Annotated in this window: 14 protein-coding genes; 6 read left to right on the top strand and 8 right to left on the bottom strand. The window is 66.0% G+C overall.

Annotated elements, in window-relative coordinates; all coding sequences use genetic code 11:
* Positions 1-49 precede the first annotated feature (49 nt).
* From Q368_RS0103175 to Q368_RS0103195, 5 genes are all read right to left on the bottom strand, one after another.
* Positions 50-1,768 (bottom strand): ATP-binding protein, encoded by a 1,719-nt coding sequence (locus Q368_RS0103175; RefSeq protein WP_052359997.1) that lies wholly within the window; start codon positions 1,766-1,768, stop codon positions 50-52.
* Positions 1,769-1,818: 50 nt separating this feature from the next.
* Positions 1,819-2,067 carry a Nif11-like leader peptide family natural product precursor gene (locus Q368_RS0103180; RefSeq protein ID WP_029457283.1) on the bottom strand — a complete coding sequence of 83 codons (249 nt, stop codon included), beginning with the start codon at positions 2,065-2,067 and terminating at the stop codon, positions 1,819-1,821.
* A gap of 198 nt (positions 2,068-2,265) precedes the next feature.
* Entirely contained in the window at positions 2,266-2,595 is a 330-nt protein-coding gene (locus Q368_RS0103185; protein ID WP_029457284.1) for a hypothetical protein, read from the bottom strand.
* Between the two features lie 753 nt (positions 2,596-3,348).
* A complete protein-coding gene (locus Q368_RS0103190) occupies positions 3,349-5,055 on the bottom strand; it encodes a glutamine--tRNA ligase/YqeY domain fusion protein (protein WP_029457285.1) in 1,707 nt (568 codons plus the stop codon).
* Between the two features lie 171 nt (positions 5,056-5,226).
* Positions 5,227-5,577 carry an SH3 domain-containing protein gene (locus Q368_RS0103195; RefSeq protein WP_029457286.1) on the bottom strand — a complete coding sequence of 117 codons (351 nt, stop codon included), beginning with the start codon at positions 5,575-5,577 and terminating at the stop codon, positions 5,227-5,229.
* A gap of 315 nt (positions 5,578-5,892) precedes the next feature.
* On the opposite strand from Q368_RS0103195, the gene Q368_RS0103200 reads away from it, so the two are divergent.
* From Q368_RS0103200 to Q368_RS0103225, 5 genes are all read left to right on the top strand, one after another.
* Positions 5,893-8,373, top strand: coding sequence for a sensor domain-containing protein (locus Q368_RS0103200; protein ID WP_029457287.1), 2,481 nt, complete (start codon positions 5,893-5,895; stop codon positions 8,371-8,373).
* 331 nt (positions 8,374-8,704) lie between these two features.
* Positions 8,705-9,334 carry a hypothetical protein gene (locus Q368_RS0103205; RefSeq protein ID WP_029457288.1) on the top strand — a complete coding sequence of 210 codons (630 nt, stop codon included), beginning with the start codon at positions 8,705-8,707 and terminating at the stop codon, positions 9,332-9,334.
* A gap of 145 nt (positions 9,335-9,479) precedes the next feature.
* Positions 9,480-10,001, top strand: a complete 522-nt coding sequence (locus Q368_RS22905) for a hypothetical protein (protein ID WP_043784763.1) — start codon at positions 9,480-9,482, stop codon at positions 9,999-10,001.
* 540 nt (positions 10,002-10,541) lie between these two features.
* Positions 10,542-11,801: a magnesium transporter gene (locus Q368_RS0103220; RefSeq protein ID WP_029457291.1), complete on the top strand. Its 1,260-nt coding sequence runs from the start codon at positions 10,542-10,544 to the stop codon at positions 11,799-11,801.
* Between the two features lie 27 nt (positions 11,802-11,828).
* Positions 11,829-13,124 carry an Nramp family divalent metal transporter gene (locus Q368_RS0103225; protein ID WP_029457292.1) on the top strand — a complete coding sequence of 432 codons (1,296 nt, stop codon included), beginning with the start codon at positions 11,829-11,831 and terminating at the stop codon, positions 13,122-13,124.
* Between the two features lie 141 nt (positions 13,125-13,265).
* Here the strand turns inward: Q368_RS0103225 and Q368_RS0103230 are convergent, their stop codons facing one another.
* The 3 genes from Q368_RS0103230 to Q368_RS22910 all read right to left on the bottom strand — a co-directional run bounded on the left by Q368_RS0103230 (position 13,266) and on the right by Q368_RS22910 (position 17,842).
* Positions 13,266-13,856, bottom strand: a complete 591-nt coding sequence (locus Q368_RS0103230; RefSeq protein WP_029457293.1) for a chemotaxis protein CheX — start codon at positions 13,854-13,856, stop codon at positions 13,266-13,268.
* Between the two features lie 12 nt (positions 13,857-13,868).
* On the bottom strand, positions 13,869-14,225 hold the full coding sequence (locus Q368_RS0103235) for a response regulator (RefSeq protein WP_029457294.1): 357 nt from the start codon (positions 14,223-14,225) through the stop codon (positions 13,869-13,871).
* 71 nt (positions 14,226-14,296) lie between these two features.
* The gene (locus tag Q368_RS22910) at positions 14,297-17,842 is read right to left on the bottom strand and encodes an ATP-binding protein (protein ID WP_043784769.1); all 3,546 of its coding nucleotides are present in this window, start codon (positions 17,840-17,842) and stop codon (positions 14,297-14,299) included.
* A gap of 198 nt (positions 17,843-18,040) precedes the next feature.
* Between Q368_RS22910 and Q368_RS0103245 the strand changes: the two genes are divergently transcribed.
* Entirely contained in the window at positions 18,041-18,901 is an 861-nt protein-coding gene (locus Q368_RS0103245; protein WP_043784773.1) for an ABC transporter substrate-binding protein, read from the top strand.
* Positions 18,902-19,304 lie beyond the last annotated feature (403 nt).

Below are 19,304 nucleotides of genomic sequence, written 5' to 3' on the forward strand. Positions count from 1 at the left end.
TTTGCCATTCTTTCCGACCGTATCCTTTTGATGCGCGGCTGTCCACGGCTCAAAGGACGAACGTCGCTTCCTCCTGCGCTACATCCGGGAGGGCCAGGGGCAGGGTCACGGTGAAGACGCTGCCTTGTCCGGGGCGGCTGGCCAGCCGCAGCCGGCCGCCCATGCTTCGGGCCAGCATGGCGCTTAAGGTGAGACCCAGGCCCGTGCCGCCGTAGGGACGGGAGGTCGTGCTCCCGTCGGCCTGGGCAAAGGGCTCGAAGATCCGTTCCTGCTTCTCCGGCGGGATGCCGATCCCGGTGTCGGTCACGGCGAACACCAGCCGCGGCGTGTCGGCCGCGTTCCGTTCCAGGCCGACGTCCAGGCGCACCGCGCCAACGCGCGTGAACTTCACGGCGTTGTCGAGGAGGTTGTGGAGGACCTGGCGTATCCGCGCCGGATCGCCCACGGCGGCTTGCGGCATATCCTGCGCCTCGACCAGGGAAAGGGCCAAACCCTTGGCCGCGGCCCGGGCGGCATGGGCGGCCAGGGCCTCCCGCGCCAGGGCGCGGGGATCGAAAGCCTCGCGCGCCAGGCGCAGCCGGCCGGACTGGATGCGCGACACGTCCAGGATGTCGGACAGCAGCGCGAGCAGGCCTTCCCCGGCCTGCTCCAGGGCGGCGAGAAACTCTTCCTGGTGGGAAGTGAGGCCCGAGTCGCGCAGCAGGTCCACCATGCCGAGGATGGTGTTCATGGGCGTGCGGATCTCGTGGCTCATGACGGACAGGAAGCGCAGCTGGGTCTGGCTGGCCGCTTCGGCCTCGTCCTTGGCCAGGAGCAGCGCCTGTTCCATGGCCTTTCGCGCGGTGATGTCCACGATGACCGACAGCATGCAGGGCTGGCCATAGGCTTCGAGGGTGATCGCGGAGAAAAGCACCGTGCCCTTGTCGCCGTCCCGCAGGCGGTATTCGAGTTCGATGTTCTGGATCAGTCCCTCGCTGGCCAGGGCGTTCTCGATGCGGGCGCGGTCGGCCGGGACGATGGAGAAGCCGAGTTCCTCGGGGGTGCGGCCGATGACGTCCTGGCGCGTATAGCCGGTGCCGGCGAGAAAGGCCTCGTTGACTTCGAGGTAGCGGCCCTCGGGGGAGGTGACGATGGCGATGCCGACCGGGGTCAGGCGCAGGATTTTGGCCAGACGGTCGCGGCTTTCCGCGAGCATCTGGCGGCTGGCGAGCTCCCGCGTGACGTCGCGGGCGTAGACGGCGAGCCTGCGTTCGCCGCCTGGGCCCGGCGGGAGGGGATGCAGGACGTTTTCCAGGGACCGGCCGTCGCGGACGTCGCGAAAGGCGATGGGACGCCCCGTTTCCAGGGCCAGCCGGTAGCGGTCCCGCCGGGACTCCACAATGGCCGGATCGGTCAGGGTGAGGATTTCGCAGCCGATGAACGCGTCCATGTCGCAGCCGAAACGGGCGGCGGCGGTGCGGTTGGCGGAAACGACCCGGAAGTTCTCGTCGAGGACCAGGATGGCGTCGCTTGTGGCCTCGAACACCGCTTCGAGCAGGTCGCGCCCGATGGCGAGTTCCCGCAGCAGATCCCGGTCGCGACGCGTCCGTTTCAGGCAACGCAGCCGCTGCCAGATCACGAGGCCGCACAGAAGCAGGAAGGCGAAGCCGGCGACAACCAACGCCGCGGAGTGGTCCATGAGGCCGTCCGCGACGTTGGTTGTCGCGGCGCGGAGCGTCCCGGGTACGGCGAAAAAGCCGGCGAGCGCGGCAAGGGCGCTAGACCGCAAGGCCCGCGCGCCGTGGCGAGCGGCGGCGGACCGGGCGGATGGCGCGACGGCTACATGAAGGCGTAGGAACCGTGGCCGTGCTGCTGGCGGCGCACCCGTTCGATCACCGCCGAGCGGTCGTCGGTGACGTTGCCTCCGGGGCTCGTGGCGCACACGAGCTCGGCCGGGGTGAACCGGTAGCCCTGGGTGACGACGAAGCGACGGCGCTCCCATTTGTTGCGGCACTCTCCAAGGGCCCAGCGGAAAGCCTGATCCTCGCGGAGCCGGTTGACGAATTCCATGGCGCTTTGCAGAGACATGATGCTTCCTCCCAAGAAGTATACGGGACGAAGCAAGAACCGTGCCGGAAATGGTGGCGCGAATGTTTTCAGTAAAATCGTATTATCGCAGCAGGTTGCGCCTTGAAGGCATGCCGCGTCCCTGGCGCTCGGGCCCGAGCCGGTTGACCGGATGAAACGTCCTCGCGCCGGGGAGTCACTGCGTGAAACAACGGCCCGTCACTCCGGGTAGTTGGTGTTGCAGTATTTGACGCACCAGTTGTAGGCGGCCAGCACGGTCGGGCCGCAGCCGATGAATTCGTTGGGCACGTACTGGCGGTCGTAGACGGTCTCGCAGCCCTTGGCGCAGTCGGCCCGGGAGGCGTGCTTGGTCGAGAGCACGTCGGTGTCGTATTCGTCGCACAGGATGATGGTGTCGCAGGAGGCCTTGCGGCCGATGGTTGTGTAGCAAAAGCCCCGGAATTCCGAATCGGTCAGCGGCCTGCTGACGCCGCAGCCCGCAAGGGCGGCGGCGAGGATGCAAAAAAGCGGCAGCACGAACAACTTCATGGACGAAACCTCCTCCGGGCGCGTGGCCAAAATTCTTCCGGGACGGCCCGGTCTCCCCATGCAGCCACGATATACCGCCCGGGCGCGGCTTGGAAGCCCCAACGCGCACGCTGCGTGGAACTTTGCCGGCATCCTCCCCGGGAGGCGGACGGTACAAGCCCTTGTACCCCCCTTGGCCGGCTTGCCCGGACCGGTACAGGATTCTGTACCGAAAATCCTGCGTCTGTTGTCGGCGAAGCGGCCGGGTGATTTTCTAATACTTTGAAATGCCATGATAAAAAAATATAATTGGCCAGCTGGCAAGTTTGGCCCGCCCCTTGCTATACGCTAGGCATCCTTCCTCCAAGAACTTCAAATTTAGGAAAAGGACTCCAGGGATGGCGACCCGGGAGTCCTTTTCCGCTTTTTGGGGTTTTCGTTATTGCCCGGCGGGCAATGCGCTACGGTGGCCGGCTGTGCGGCTTTGCGCCCCGCGCTGGGCGGTTGCAGCCATGCCCTCGCCTTGAGCGAAGCCCTCTTGCCGCCGCCTGGCGCAGGTTGCGCGCCCGTAACTCTTTTCCCTGCTATTTACGCTGGTGGCTTCGTGAAATGCACGCGCCCGCCGGGATTTCGTTTCCCAACGGGCGCGTACAAAACCTTTGACCGCTCATGCCACCTCGTGCGGGCCTCTCCCCCTTTCGGGGTGGTCCAGGAGGGGCCCCCGGCCCCTCCTGGCCGCCGGAGGCATTTCTTTTTCTTCTTCCCCTCTTTGGTCTACCGGCCCCCGGCCTTGGCCCAGGAATCCTTGAGGGCCACGGCGCGGTTGAAGACGCGCTTTTGCGGCGTGGAGTCCTTGTCCACGCAGAAGTAGCCCAGGCGTTCGAACTGGACGCGCTCGCCCACGGGGAGCGCGGCCAGGCTCGGCTCGACGAGGGCCTCGGGGATGACTTCCAGCGAGTCGGGGTTGAGGGCGTCCATGAAGTCGCCCTTGCCTTCGGTGGGGTTTTCCTTGGTGAAGAGCCGGTCGTAGAGGCGCACTTCGGCCGGCACGGCATGGGCGGCCGACACCCAGTGGAGCGTGCCCTTGACCTTGCGCCCGTCGGAGGACCAGCCACCCTTGGTGGCCGGGTCGTGGGTGCAGCGCAGCTCGGTCACTTCGCCCGTGGCCGGGTCCTTCACGACGCCCGTGCAGGTCACGTAGTAGGCGTAGCGCAGGCGCACCTCGGCCCCGGGGGCGAGGCGGAACCATTTTTTCGCCGGCGTTTCCATGAAGTCGTCGCGCTCGACGTAGATTTCCCGCGTAAAAGGCACCTTGCGCGACCCGAGCGAGGCATCCTCGGGGTGGTAGGGGAAATCGATTTCCTCCACCTGCCCCTCGGGGTAGTTCTCGATGACGACCTTGAGCGGCCGCAGCACCGCCATGACGCGCTTGGCGCTGCGGTTGAGGTCCTCGCGCAGGCAGTGCTCGAGCAGGGCCATGTCCACCATGTTCTCGGCCTTGGAGATGCCGATGCGCTCGCAGAAGTCGCGGATGGCCTCGGGGGTGTAGCCGCGGCGGCGGATGCCGCTCAGGGTCGGCAGGCGCGGGTCGTCCCAGCCGGAGACGACCTTTTGCGTGACGAGCTGGATGAGCTTGCGCTTGCTTAAGACCGTATAGGAGAGGTTCAGGCGCGCGAACTCGATCTGCTGCGGGTGGCAGGGCACGGGCAGGTTGTCGAGGACCCAGTCGTAGAGCGGCCGGTTGTTCTCGAATTCCAGCGAGCAGATGGAGTGGGTGATGCCCTCGAGGGAGTCCGAGATGCAGTGCGTGTAGTCGTACATGGGGTAGACGCACCAGGCGTCGCCCGTGCGGTGGTGCTCCACGTGCTTGATGCGGTAGAGGACCGGGTCGCGCAGCACGACGTTGGGGCTTTGCATGTCGATTTTCGCGCGCAGCACCTTGGCCCCGTCCGGGAACTCGCCCGCGCGCATGCGGCGGAAAAGATCCAGGTTCTCCGCGACGGAGCGGCCCCGGTACGGGCTGTCCTTGCCGGGCTCGGTCAGGGTGCCGCGGTAGGCGCGGATTTCCTCCTGGGACAGGTCGTCCACGTAGGCCAGGCCCTTTTCGATGAGCGTCTCGGCGAAGGCGTAGAGCTGGTCGAAATAGTTCGAGGCGTAGAACATCCGGTCGTCCCAGGAGAAACCGAGCCAGCGCACGTCTTCCTGGATGGAATCGACGTATTCCACCTCTTCCTTGGCCGGGTTGGTGTCGTCGAAGCGCAGGTTGCACTGGCCGCCGAAATCCCTGGCCAGGCCGAAATTGAGGCAGATGGACTTGGCGTGGCCGATGTGCAGGTAGCCGTTGGGTTCCGGCGGGAAACGGGTGTGGACGCGTCCGCCCCATTTGCCGGTTTTCATGTCCTCGTCGATGATCTGGCGTATGAAATCGCGGCCCGCGACCGGGCCGGATTTGTCCTTTTCGTCCGCTTCGGGTGCGGTCATGGCTGGACCTCGTTGCTGGTGGGGTTCAGGCGGCCGGCATGGCCGCAAGAAACAAGAAAAATAGGCCAAAACCGGCAAGGGGTCAAATGGGGCCGGACGCGGCGAAACGAAGGGGCCGGCCGGACGCTGCACGCGCCGGCCGGCCCCGGGAGCGGTATCCGCCTCGCGGGATCAGTAGATGTTGTGCGTGTTGACCCAGCCGTAGAGGTTGAGGCTCGGCACATGGGCCAGCGCCCAGCCTTCGCGGTCGTCGATCAGGATGTCGATCCGGTCGCCGAGGGCCATCTTGCCCAGCACGCCGCAGGAGAGGCCCTCGCAGTTGCGAAGCGGCAGGCCCGTGAAGCCCGCCTTGGCCGTCTTTTGGGGCGTCAGCGTCCAGGTTTCGGCCAGGATGGCCTGTTGCTGCGACGTCATGGCGTTTTGCGGCATTGCCTGGGCCCGGGCAATGCCGGCGAATGCAAGGACAAGGACAGGAAGTGCGAAAGCGAGGGCGAACATCGAAACGATGCGACGAATTTTCATAAAAACCTCCTTTCATGTGGGACACAACCAGATTGTCGGCATTGTGCCGACCCGGACGCTGCGTCGATTCTCTCCCCTGGGAAGGGAGGGCCGCAGTATTTTTACTATACCCCCTGATTTTCATCCGTCAACGTCGATTTCCCGGTTTTCCGGCCTCTGGCGTGTTCGGGCTCCCCGGGTGTGGACAACAATTCGGGATTATTGACTAAAATGTAACACGGTCACGCGAATTTATTGTTTAGTCGTTTGATTCCAATAGGTTGACAACGGCCTGCGCATACTGCAAAGCATCGGGAATCTTTCCAGAGGCGAAATATGGCTATCGATTCCCCGGGCGCTCTTCCCGATGTTCCTGACGACGCCTTTCGTCGCGTGTTCCAATGCTCCCCCAACGCCGCCGTGCTGCGCGACGCCGACGGTGCCGTGCTGGCCGTCAACGCGGCCTTCGAGGCGCTTTTCGGCGTGGAGGCGGGAGAGGTCGTGGGCGAGGACCTGCGCGCGGTGGTGCGTCCCGTGGAAAGCCGCATGGGCGAGGACGGCGAGGTCTGGAGTCTCTCCGGCGCGGCGTTTTTGCGCCAGACCCGCTGGAGCGCCGGCGAAGGCCACGTGGCGGACGTGAGCGTTTCCCAGTTCGTGGTGGGCGCAAGTGCCGGCAAGCCGGTCACCTGCATGCTCTTTCGCGACATCTCCAGCCGCCGCCGCGCCGAGCAGCAGCTGCGCGCCGCCGAGCGCAAGTACCGCTCCATTTTCGAAAACGCCGTGGAGGGCATCTTCCAGACCACGCCCGAAGGCCGCTATCTGGAAGTCAACGGCACCCTGGCCCGCATCTACGGTTTCGACTCCGTGGCCGAAATGACCGAACATTTCCGCGACATCAAAAACCAGCTCTACGTCGTGCCGAGCCGTCGCGACGACTTCGTGCGCGAACTCGCCGCCCACGACCAGGTGCGCAATTTCGAGTCCGAGATCCGCAAGAAGGACGGCACGGTCATCTGGATTTCCGAAAACGCCCGGGTCGTGCGCGACACCGCCGGCCGGCCGCTTTATTACGAAGGCACGGTGGTGGACATCACCGACCGCAGGCGCGCCGAGGAGGCGCTCGCGGCCCAGCGCGCCTATTTCTCGCAGCTGTTCGCCAATTCGCCCCAGGCCATTTCGCTGATCGACATGCACCGCAACATCGTGGACGTCAACGCGGCCTTCGAGGGCCTGTTCGGCTTCCGCGCGGCGGATATCAAGGGCTACGGCATGCGCGCCTTCATCGTGCCCGACCACCTGCTTACGGAATGCGAGAACGTGCGCGGCGCCATCCTGTCCGGCAAGTCGGTGGAGCGCGAGACCGCGCGCCGCCACCGCGACGGCCGGCTGCTGCCCGTGTCCATGATCGGCTTCCCCATCGTGATCCAGGGGACGCCCCAGGGCATCGTCTACATCTACCAGGATATTTCCGAGCGCAAGGCCTTCGAGGCGCAGATCACCCACCAGGCCTTTCACGACGCCCTGACGGGCCTGCCCAACCGCAGCCTGTTCGCCGACCGCCTGGAGCGGGCGCTCACCCGCGCCGCCCGCCGCGACGACTACCAGTACGCCGTGCTCATGATCGACCTCAACAAGTTCAAGGGGATCAACGACACCCTGGGCCACCAGGCAGGGGACGCGCTGCTGGTCGAGGTGGCGCAGCGGCTTGTCCGCTGCGTGCGCGGCATGGACACCGTGGCTCGGCTCGGCGGGGACGAGTTCGCCGTGATCCTCGAGGAGCTCAAATCCAAAAAGGAAGTCATGTCCGTGGTGGACCGCATCAGCACGGTCCTGGCCCAGCCCTTCCCCCTGTGCGGCGCCGTCGTGACCCCGGGGGCGAGCGTCGGCATTGTGCTGCGCACCCGCGACTACGTCTCGGCCGAGGACATCCTGCGCGACGCCGACATCGCCATGTACCGCGCCAAGGAGCAGGGCCGGCCGTCCATGGTCTTCGACCGCAAGATGCACGAGGAGATCCTTGAGGCCATCAGCCTGGAGGCCGACCTGCGCCAGGCCCTGACCGCCGGCGAGCTCCTGCTCCACTACCAGCCCATCGTGGACGTGCAGCACGGCGGCATCGAGGGTTTCGAGGCCCTCGTGCGCTGGGACCACCCCACCCGTGGGCTGGTGCCGCCGGTGCAGTTCATCCCCCTGGCCGAGGAGACCGGGCTCATCCTGCCGCTCGGGCGCTTCGTCATCGCCGAGGCCTGCCGGCAGCTGCGCGACTGGCAGCGCGACTACCCCTTCGCGCGCGGGCTCTCGGTCAGCGTCAACGTGTCCTGCCGTCAGTTCGTGAAGGACGGGCTGGTGGAGCACGTGGCGCAGGTGCTCGCCGAAACCGGCCTGCCGCCGGACTGTCTCAAGCTCGAGATCACCGAATCCGTGCTCATGCACGACGCCCGGCATACGGCCAAGGAGCTGTCCCGCCTCAAGGCCCTTGGCGTCAAGATCGCCATCGACGACTTCGGCACGGGCTATTCCTCCCTGTCCTACCTGCGCCAGCTGCCCATCGACCACCTCAAGATCGACCGCTCGTTTATCAGCGGCGCGGACTGCGACGGCGAGAGCCAGGAGATCGTCAAGTCCATCATCTCCCTGGCGCGAAGCCTGGGCCTTACCGTCATCGCCGAAGGCGTGGAGCGCGAGGACCAGCTCGACCGGCTGCGCCAGTGCGCCTGCGACAAGGCGCAGGGGTTCATGTTCTCGCGTCCCCTGGACAAGGACGCCGCCGGCCGCCTGCTCGGGCGGTCGGGCGACGGCCGCTGTTCCTGCCCGTAGCGTCTCGTTCGGCCGGCCTCCGTTTTTCCTCCCGCGCCGCGTTTGCGGGCGCGCCTTTTTTGTCTGGATGTGTAACCGATGCAATGCTTTTGCGTCTGCCTGTCGACGCATTGCCGTAAACGGTTTCCGATGGAAAATGGTCGCACTTATTGATTGCAGTAAGGTATGGTTCTGCGAAATTACAAATGTTGCAGACATCGTTGCATCGACGGACGGTCCTTTCCCTCTTCGGATACAGTTTTTTTGTTGAAAATAAAAAAATATTATTATGAAAATGACCCTAAATATCCGGTGCGCAGGGCCGATAGGGAGCGAAAACAAGGAGGCCAGCATGGCAGCCATCAGCTCCCTCACGTCATACGTCGACACGGCGTCGGCCTATGGAACGTTCAGCCTCACCGGAACCGGCAAAACCGACTCCGACACCTCTTCGGGCTCGTCGTCGGGTTCCTCCGGCGACACCGTGACCATTTCCGACGAGGCCAAGGCAATGTATTCCCTGTCCGCATCCTCGACGACGACCACGGCCAGCAACGCCAATGCCGCGACGACCACGGCGTCCTCCACCGATTCGGACACCGACGCCGACACCGACACGACGGATACCGCCGCCGCGACCGATTCGACCGCGTCGCAGGGCTCGTCGGCCGCTTCCGCCCAGGGCATGTCCGCGGGTGGCGCTTCGGGCGGTTCCTCGGACGAGGACGACGATTCGGACGATTCCGACGACACCCTCGACGACCTCAAGGAGCAGATCCAGCAGGTCCAGGCGGAAATCGAGAAGCTCGACAGCCAGCAGCTTTCCGAGGACGAGAAGAAGGCCCAGAAGATGCAGCTCGAGTCCGAACTGGCCCAGCTCCAGACGGAATACGCCCAGGCCCTGGAGGAGGAGAATTCCTCTTCCAGCTCGAGCGGCACCGGCGGTAATACCGCTTCCACCACCTACGGCGCGGCGGGTTGAGTGAGCGGGGGGCCGGGGAGCGCGACCGCGCCTTTGCGCGGCCCCTCGCATCTCGCCTTTCCGACGGGAAAAAACGTTTTCCGTTACGTTGCCACCTAAATCTTCGTGCGGGAAGGCCGATAAGCATGCTGGCAAGGAGGCCGGCATGAACGCATTGCACGCCCTTTCCCCCTACAGCGACATGGCGACGTCCCTGACGGCGTTTCGGCTGTCCGAAAGCGTTTCCGGCGGGGCGCAGGCGGCGACGGACACAGTGGCGGAGGCCGCGGGCGACAGTGTGACCCTTTCCGATGCGGGCAAGGCCCTTTCCGTCGCCACGGCGGGCAAGGCCTCGGGCGACGCCGCGCAGGGGCGCAGCACGTCCGCCGGCCAGGCGTCGGAAGGCACGTCGCAGGACGAGTCGGACGAGGCCGACAACAAGGTCCAGAAGCTCAAGGAACGCATTGAGGCACTGATGCAGCAGATCCAGGAACTGCAAAGCCAGGACTTGCCCCAGGAGCAGAAGCAGGCGCAGTTGATGCAGTTGCAGACGCAATTGATGCAAGTGCAAAACGAATATGCCCAGGCCTTGCGGCAACAAAGCGCGTCCAGTGGCGGTAACGACAGCGGTGCCACGTCCTCCGTGCTCAATGCGGCGATAGCGGCCGTTGGCGCCCGGGCCGGTTGACAAGGCGGCCTTGCGGGCTTAAAGCCGAACCACCACGGTAACCCTTTAGAGGAAAAAATGGACGATCCGTACAGTAGTTGTTGCGAAAACCAAGCGGTTTTGCACGTGCTTTTGAGATAGCCCCCCTGCCCAAAAGGCCCGCGCCGACGTCCCCCTCCCCTTGCGGAGACGGGTCGCCTCCGCCAGCCCGCCGGACAGGCGGCGGCAGAAAAGGAGGCGCCCGATGAACACGCCCTTCATCCGGTCCTACAGCGTCGCCTCGCGACCCCTTCCCTATGCCGGCCGCTCCCTTGCGGCGGTCAGTCTTTTTGCGTGTCCGCGCCGGTATCGCTCCGAGCGCGCGGCGCATGCCCCCGAACCTCCGTCAGCAAGCCCCCTGCCTTCGTCGTAGTGCTCCGGCGGCTCCGGCCGTCTGTTTCGCGTTTCACCCGATTGTTCCATGTGCGCCCGCCGCGCCCTTGCGGCGGCGATTGCACACATGGACGCCCGGACCGGCCGCGCGCGGCCCTTTCGCGGCGTCCGCAGCAGGGGAGGCCTGCCATGAGCGAACTGTACGTCAGCGCCGTGCTGGGGCGGCCCGTCATCGATCCGTCCGGGGCGACGCTCGGCCGTCTGGAAGACCTGCGCCTGGTCCCGGGCGAGACCCTGCCCGTGGTGTCCGGGCTTTTCATCCGCGCGCAAGGGGAACGGCGGTTTATCCCCTGGCGGGCCGTCAACCTTTTCACCCCGGTCGTGGTCTCGGCCGATCCCGACGCCGCCGGCCATGCCGAAGCGCATGCCGCCGACGCGCCGGATATCCGGTTGCGCCGCGACATCCTTGATCGGCAGATCGTGGACGTGGACGGGGCCAAGGTGGTGCGCGTCAACGATCTCAAACTCGCGACGCGGGGGGCGAACCTGCTCGTCGCCGCCGTGGACGTGGGGTTGCGCGGCATGGCCCGCCGCCTGGGCCAGCTGCGTTTCTGGAACTGGCTGGCCGGACTTTTCGGCGCGAAACTGCCCGTCCGGGAGATCGACTGGCGCTTCGTGGCCCAGCTCGACCCCAACGCCGACCGCCTGACCCTGACCGTGGCCCGCGAGCGCCTGACCGACATGCATCCGGCCGACATCGCCGAGATCCTTGCCCAGTTGCCCCACAAGGAAGCCGGCACCGTGCTCGGGTCCCTCGATCCCGAAACGCTCGGCGAAACCATGGGCGAACTCGACACCGAACTCGGCGTCAAGGTCATAAGCCAGCTCGACAGCGAGCAGGCCTCGGACATCCTGGAGGAAATGGAGCCCCATGACGCGGCCGACCTTCTCGGCGACCTGCCCGAGGATAAGGCCCGCGAACTGCTTGGCCTCATGGACGCCGAGGACGCCGAGATGGTGCAGGAACTCCTCGAACATGAGGAGGACACCGCCGGCGGCCTCATGAACAACCTCTTCGCCTTCGTGCCCCCGGCCATGACCGCCGAGGAGGCCATCAACTACATCCGCCTGGTCGGCGCGGAGATCGACAATATCTATTATGTCTACGTGATCCGCGGCGACGAGACGCCCCTTGGCGTGGTCACGCTCAAGCGCCTGCTGCTCGCCCCGCCGAGGACCCCCGTGGCCGAGATCATGACCGTGGGGCTCAAGTCCGTGCATGTGGACGCCACGCCCTCCGAGGTCATGGAGCTCATCGCCAAGTACAGCCTCCTCGCCGTGCCGGTGGTGGACGACGCCGGGCACATGGCCGGCATCGTGCCCGCCGACGACGTGCTGGAAATGTTTTTGCCCGAATCCGTCACCAAGAAACGTTTTGCCGCCATGTAGGCCGGCATCCGCACACGGGGAACGCCTATGACCGCAGCCGCTGCCGCCGCGCCGCAGAAGAAATCCTTGCGCAAAAGCCTGCTCCTGTTCCTGGCCCTTCTCGGCCCGGGCATCATCACCGCCAACGTGGACAACGACGCCGGCGGCATCACCACCTACTCCCTGGCCGGGGCGCAATACGGCTACTCGCTTTTGTGGATGCTCATCCCGACCACCGTCTCCCTGGTCGTCGTGCAGGAGATGTGCGCCCGCATGGGCGCGGTCACGGGCAAGGGGCTTTCCGACCTGATCCGCGAGTCGTTCGGCCTGCGCACCACGTTCTACATCATGATCGCGCTTTTTCTGACCAACCTCGGCAACACCATTTCGGAATTCGCGGGCATCGCCGCGGGCATGGAGATCTTCGGCGTCTCCAAGTTCGTGTCCGTGCCCATCGCCGCGGCGCTCGTCTGGCTGCTCATCGTCAAGGGCTCCTACCGCATCGTGGAGCGGGTGTTCCTGGTCGCCTGCGTGATCTACCTGGCCTATCCCCTGGCCGCGCTCACCGCCGACGTGCCCTGGCTCGATGTGGCCAAGGCTTCGGTAACGCCCACGTTCCGGGCCGACGGCGGCTACGTGGCCATGATGATCGGCCTCGTCGGCACGACCATCGCGCCCTGGATGCAGTTCTACCAGCAGGCCGCCGTAGTGGAGAAGGGCATCACGGCCGAGAACTACGGCTACACGCGCCTGGACGTCGTGGTGGGCTGCTTTTTCGCCGTGGCCGTGGCGCTTTTCATCGTGGTGTCCTGCGCCGCCTCGATCTACGGGCACGGCCAGTCCGTGGAAACCGCGGCCGACGCGGCCCGGGCGCTCGAGCCGCTGGTCGGGCGCTACGCCTCGGGGCTCTTCGCGGTGGGGCTCATCAACGCCTCGCTTTTCGCGGCCGGCGTGCTGCCGCTGTCCACGGCCTACTACATCTGCGAGGCCATGGGCTGGGAGCTCGGCATCGACAAGGATTTCCGCAAGGCCCCGGAGTTCTTCTGGCTGTTCACCTTGAGCGTGGCCGCCGGGGCGCTCACCATTCTGGTCCCGGGCATGCCGCTTCTGGCCGTCATGTACGTGTCCCAGGTGGTCAACGGCGTGGTGCTGCCCTTCGTGCTCATCCTCATGCTCCTGCTCATCAACGACAAACGGCTCATGGGCGCGTTCGTCAACGGCCCGGTTTTCAACACCGTGGCCTGGGCCACGGTGGCGGGGCTCATCGGCCTGACCGCGCTCATGACCCTGGACACGGTCTGGCCCGGGGCCATCGACAGGATGGTGTCCCTCGTCGCGGGATAGCGTGGCGCCCCTTCAAAAATACGGCAGTATTTTTCAAAGGAAAACAACCTTTCAAGGGTGTTGCCTTCGAGGAAACAGCGGCTTTCTTCGCGGCCGCGCCTTGCGTGGGGCCGTTGCGGACATTCGGGGAGGCGGGGGGCGTTACGCGCCGGCCAGGGCGTCGATGGCGGCGAGCAGGGAATCGAAGGAGGAGAGGCTGAAGATGATGAGCACCTCGCCTTCGATGAGGTGGTCCTTCATGCTGAACTGGGTGCGGGCCACGAGGATCATGCCCGTGCCCTGGCCGACGATGCTCGAGATGTCGTCCTCGATGAAGTCCGGAGGGGAATAGCGCAGCGGTTCGCGCAGGATGTTGGCGATGGAGCCCATGACGCCGTTTAAGACGATGTTGCCCACTTCCTGGAGGGTGCCCCGGCGCATGGCCTCGTCGTCGGCCAGGCCTTCTTCCTTGCCGAGCACCACGGCCACGAGCTTGGAAGCGGACTCGGGCGGGAAGATCAGGGCGCTGATGCCGGCGAATTCGCCGGAGAATCCCAGCTGGACCGCGGAAAAGACGGAATTGGGCCGTTCGGCGTAGAGTTCGCTCAACTGGGACTGTGTCAGCACCCGCAGCACCGGCACCTGGAGCTGGATGTGGGTGTTGACCATCTGGTTGAGCATGCCGGCGGCGCGGCCGACGCCGATGTTGATGAGCTCTTGCAGGATGTCGAGTTGCAACGCGGAAAGGGGCATGGCTGCCGGGTCCTAACGGCCGAAAGGTTCCAGGGCTTCGCGCAGGGAGGCGGCGTCCACGGGTTTGTTGAGAAAGCAGACGGCGCCGAGTTCCAGGCAACGGTTGCGCGTGGATTCCTGGATGTCGGCGGTCACTACGATGACGGCGATCCGCGGCTGTTCCCTGGACAGGATTTCCATGACGGCAAGGCCGCCCGGGTCCGGCATGTTGAGGTCGAGCAGCACGGCCTTGGGCTCGTGCTCCCGGGCCTGGCGCAGGCATTCCTGGCCGTCCTTGGCCTCGATGACGTCGAATCCCGCTTCCTTGGCCACCTTGGCGGCCTGGAAGCGCTGGAACATGGAGTCGTCGGCGATCAGCAATAGCGGCATGGCGGATATCCTGTGCCGCTGCCCGGAAGGCGCGGCGTTGAGGGTTTCCCTGTCACCTTGGACGCGGGGCGTCAAGGCTTGGCCGCCGCGTCGGCGACGGCGTTACCGGCCCAGCCCAGCCGGGACAGCAGGTCGGCCAGGGCCGACCGGTCCGTCTCGGGCCTGGCCGCCGCGGCTTCCAGTTCCCTGGCCAGGAGCAGGCATTCCCCGGCCCCCATGGTCGCGGCCGTGGACTTGAGGGTATGGGCGTGCAGGCGCAGGGTTCCCATGTCCCCGGCAGCCAGTGCGGCGCTGGCTCCCTGCAGCCGTTTGGCGAATTCGTCCAGGGACGTGGCCAGGATGGGGGCGAACAGCTCGGGCTCGATGCCCAGGCGCGCCAGGGCCCAGGGCACGTCCAGGACGCCGCTCGGGCAGTCCCGGGCCTTGGCCGTGGCGGCGTCGCCCTGGCCCGGCTGCGCCGCGGCGAGCCGTCCGATGGTGGCGGCCAGTTCCTCGAGGTTCACGGGTTTGCCCACATAGGCGTTCATGCCGGCCTCGGCGCAGGCCTGACGCACCTCCCCGGACACGTGGGCCGTCACGGCGACGATGGGCACGTCCTTGTCGCGGATGGGCTGCTCCGGGCTGCCGCCGGCGCGGATGATGCGCGCGGCGGTCAGGCCGTCCATGGCCGGCATCTCGATGTCCATGAGCACGAGGTCGAAGGATTCCTCGGACAGCCGGCGCAGGGCCGCCTCGCCCGACGTGGTGGTGACGCTTTCGTAGCCGAGCTTGCCGAGGTGGATGGTCATGAGCTTGGTGTTGACCGGGTTGTCCTCGGCCACGAGCACGCGCAGTTTCCGGCTCGGCGGCGGCGGGGCGGTCTTGGGCAGGGGGGCGGGAGCGGCGTCTCCGGCCACGGGGAAGGGCGCGCTGAAGACGAAGGTGCTGCCCTGCCCCGGCGTCGAGGAGACGCGGATGTCGCCGCCCATGAGCTCGGCCAGTTCCCGGCTGATGGCCAGCCCGAGACCTGTGCCGCCGTACTGGCGGGCGGTGGAGTTGTCGGCTTGGCGGAAGCTGTCGAAAATGGCTTCCTGCATGGCGGGGGAAATGCCGATTCCGGTGTCGGACACGGCAAAGGACAGGCGGCTCTCGCCGCTTTCGGCCCGGACCGCGGACAGGCGCAAGGTGACCGCGCCCTCGTCGGTGAACTTGATCGCGTTGCCGATGAGGTTGACCAGGATCTGGCGCACCCGGCCCTCGTCGCCCCACACGTAGCCGGGCACGCCCGGCGCGATCTCGAGCGACAGGCGCAGCCCCTTGGCCGCGGCCCCCACGTCCAGGGTCTTGACCACGGCCTCGGCCAGGGCAGTCGGGGCGAACACGGTGGCGTCAAGCACCATGCGCCGGGCCTCGATTTTGGAAAAATCCAGGATATCGTTGAGGATGCCGAGCAGATGCCGCGCCGCGTCCCGCACCGTGTCCAGGTATTCCCGCTGCTCGCCGCCAAGCTCCGTGCGCAGGACCACCTCCGTCAACCCCAGGATGGCGTTCATGGGCGTGCGGATCTCGTGGCTCATGCTCGCCAGGAAGCGGCTTTTGGCCTGGTTGGCCTCCTCGGCCTCCTCCTTGGCGGCGCGCAGGGCGTCGAGGTTGCGCCGGCGCTCCACGCCGAGCGCCAGCTGCTCGGCCACCGACAGCATGAGTTCCGCGTCCTTGCGGCCGTACCGGCTCGAATCGCTGAAATGCATGACGCCCATGACCCCGAGCACTTCCTGGCGCACGCGGATGGGCACGCCAAGGAGCGCCTCCGGCTGGCGGCCCGGGCAGGACAGGCCGGTCAGGCGCATGCCCCGGCGGGTCACGAGCAGGGGATGGGCCGTGCGCATGATCTCGATGATCGCGTCGGCCTCGTGGTAGTCGGTGATGTTGTTGCGCGTCACGGGCGTCAGGCGTCGCGCGAGGTCGGTCACGGGGGGCAGCGGCGGCTGGGATTCGCTCACGCAGTGGACGAATTCCAGGCGGTCTTTCTCGTGGTCGACCAGGCCGATGAAGAACTCCCGCGCGTCGATGGCCTCGCCGAGGATGTTGCGGATGGTGCGGTAGAGGCTGTCCATATCCTCTTCCGAGGCCACGGCGCTGGACACCCGGTACAGGATGGAAGTGGTTTTCTCGCTTTCGCGCAGCTCCTCAACGGCCAGCCGCGTCTCGGTCATGTCGCGGATGTTGGCCACAACGCTTTTGACCCCGTCCTCGTCGGTCCAGGGCGCATAACGTGCGCTGAGATAGCGGCGGCCGAGAGCCGGCAGCTGCGTCCAGTTCTCGAAGGCGACGGTTTCCCCGGCCATGCAGCGGGCGAGCCGCGGGGCGACCCGTGTCTCGTAGAATTCCTTGCCCAGGAACTCCGAGGCGTGCCGGCCGATAATGGCGTTGCGCGGCAGCCCGTAGGCCGCCGTGTAGGCGTCGTTGACGAACAGGTAACAGCCGTTCCCGTCGATGAGCGAGACCATGTCCGTGGAGGCGGCGATGATACGGGAATAGCGGCGCAGGTACTGTTCCGCGCTGGCCATGTCCTGGAGGTCTTCCACGAAGGCTTCGTAGTACTGGACCGCGCCGTCGGCGTCGGCCACGCTGCGCGCCTCGCAACGGGCGATGAACGAGGAGCCGTCCCGGCGGCGGCCGCCGGTTTCGAAACCGCCGACGTGGCCGGCTTCCCTGAGCCTGTCGCGCAGTTGCTCGAAACGCTCCGGGTCGGCGTGGAGCTGCCTGCCGAAATGCGTCACCTCCCGGCACATCTGCTGCGGCGTGTCGAACCCGAAAAGCCTGGCCAGGGAGGGGTTGGCGTCGAGCAGCGCGCCTGTGGGCGCAATGTGGCAGATGCCCGTGGGGCAGTGCTCGAAGGCCTCGCGGTAGCGGCGTTCCCGCACGGCCAGGGCGTCCCGTTCCCGGCGCAGCCGCTCCTTGGCCCGCTCGAGCTTGGCCGAGCGTTCCTGCACCTTGCGCTCGATGCGCGCGGTCTCGCCGTGCATGATCCGCATCAGGCGCACCCGCTCCGAAATGTCGATGAGCACGCCAAGCACCAGCCGGCCGCGGGCGTCGGCGTTGCGCAGCATCTCGAGGACCAGTGTGCCCCGGCGGGTCTCGCCGTCGTGGCGCAAGAACGTGACGCCGCACACGCGCCGGTCGCCCGGGGATTTGAGCACGGCCAGGGCCTCGGCAACGGCCGGGGCGTTGGTGGCGAAAAGGCCCTGCAGAAAACCCTCCACCGGCTCCAGGCGGGATTTCCCGGAACAGCCGAGCAGTCGGCGCAACGACGGCGCGGGCCGGACCATGCCCGTGTCCGGGTGCAGGCCGAAAACGCCGAGCCGGGAAGAGGAAAGGCTCTCTGTCTCGAAACGCTCCGCGTCCCCCTCTTCGATGGTTTCGGCAAAGAGAAACAGCGACGCCGGCTCCACCTCGAGCGCCCGTTGCAGGGCCTCGATGGCCGCAAGCGAAGGCGCGGCCGCGCCCCGCTCGATCTTGTTGAGGTGCTCGAGCGACATGCCGGAGCGCTCGGCCAGAGCGGCCTGGGTCAGATCCGCCAGGCGGCGCACCTGGCGCAGCCTGCGGCCGAAAGCTGTCGCGAAATCGTTTTTTTCCATGAGATCAGGAATGCCCGTCACATTCTAAATGCATCAAAACACGTAATGGGATTACGTGTAAAGGGTGTCAAGCATGTTTTGGGCGTACTGTCATTTTTAATATAATCGCTCGATTTTACAGAGAATTAAGAATCACGTCCTGGACGTAAATCGTGATTCTTGATAACGATGGCGCAAAACAACACGGGAGGTTCCGCCATGTTCCGCATCCGTACCCGCATTCTCTGCCTCGCCGCTTTCTGCATCCTGTGCGCCACCACGGCTCTGGCCGGCCCCAAAGTGGAGGCGGGCTACGGCAACGGCCCAAAAACATTCACCCTGGCCACCGGCAGTCCTGGCGAACTGGGGCTGCTCGAACAACTGGGCCAGGCCTACTGCGCCAAGGCCGGCTGCCGCCTCGACTGGGTCAAAGCCGGCTCCGGACAGTCCCTCGACATGCTCAAGAACGGCGAAGTGGACATGATCATGGTCCATGCCCCCGCCGCCGAGAAAAAAGCCGTGGCCGAAGGCTGGGCCGGCTGCCCCACCCTCATCGGCTCCAACGAGTTCTTCATCGTCGGCCCCGCAAACGACCCCGCCGGCATCGCCAAAGCCAAATCCGCCGCCGACGCCTACAAGGCCATCGCCGATGCCAAGGCGAAATTCTACTCCCGCGGCGACAATTCCGGCACCCACAAAAAAGAACTGGGCATCTGGAAGGACGCCGGCACCACCCCCGCAGGCGACTGGTACATCGTCACCAAAGACTTCATGACCGCGACCCTCAAACGCGCCAACGACGAGGGCGGCTACTTCATGACCGACAGCAGCACCTGGGCCGCCGAACAGAAAAACATGCCCAAACTCAAAATCCTCTTCTCCGGCGACAAGAAACTCGTAAATACCTACCACGCCCTGTGCGGCCAGAAAGACGGCAAACCGGCCTCGGAAACCGCCGTCGGTTTCATCACCTTCGTCGCCTCGCCCGAAGGCCAGAACATCATCCGCTCCTTCGGTAAGGACAAGCACGGCGAAGCCCTCTACAACGACGCCGCCTACGCCCAGAAGTACGTCGATTGATCTCCGGGACGCTGTCCCGGACCCTGCCGGGGCGCTGCCCCGGACCCCGGCAGGGCTCTGCCCTGCACCCGCCGGGGGGAGTCACTCCCCCCGGTCCCCCCGGGCGGCGTGGTGCTGCGGGGAAGGCTGCGGGCACCGGGAGGGTTGGCGTTGGCGGTACGAAGATGGGGCCGGAATTTCCCCTGCCGCTGCCGCCGCTTTCGCGGCAGGCTCGGCAGGGAAAATTCCGGCCCCAGGCCGTCGCCCTTTCAGGGCGAGTTTGAAGGGATTATGCTTTGAAAGCCTCTTAAGGTAAAAAACCTCAAAGGAATCTTCTTAAAATGCGGCGCTTCGCCGCTGGCGCCCGTGGTCTCGGAAACGGGGCGGCCGTGCTGGCCGGCCTTGCGGCCAGCACGGCCGCCCC

This window comes from Solidesulfovibrio alcoholivorans DSM 5433 (assembly GCF_000702665.1).
Lineage (GTDB): Bacteria > Desulfobacterota > Desulfovibrionia > Desulfovibrionales > Desulfovibrionaceae > Solidesulfovibrio > Solidesulfovibrio alcoholivorans.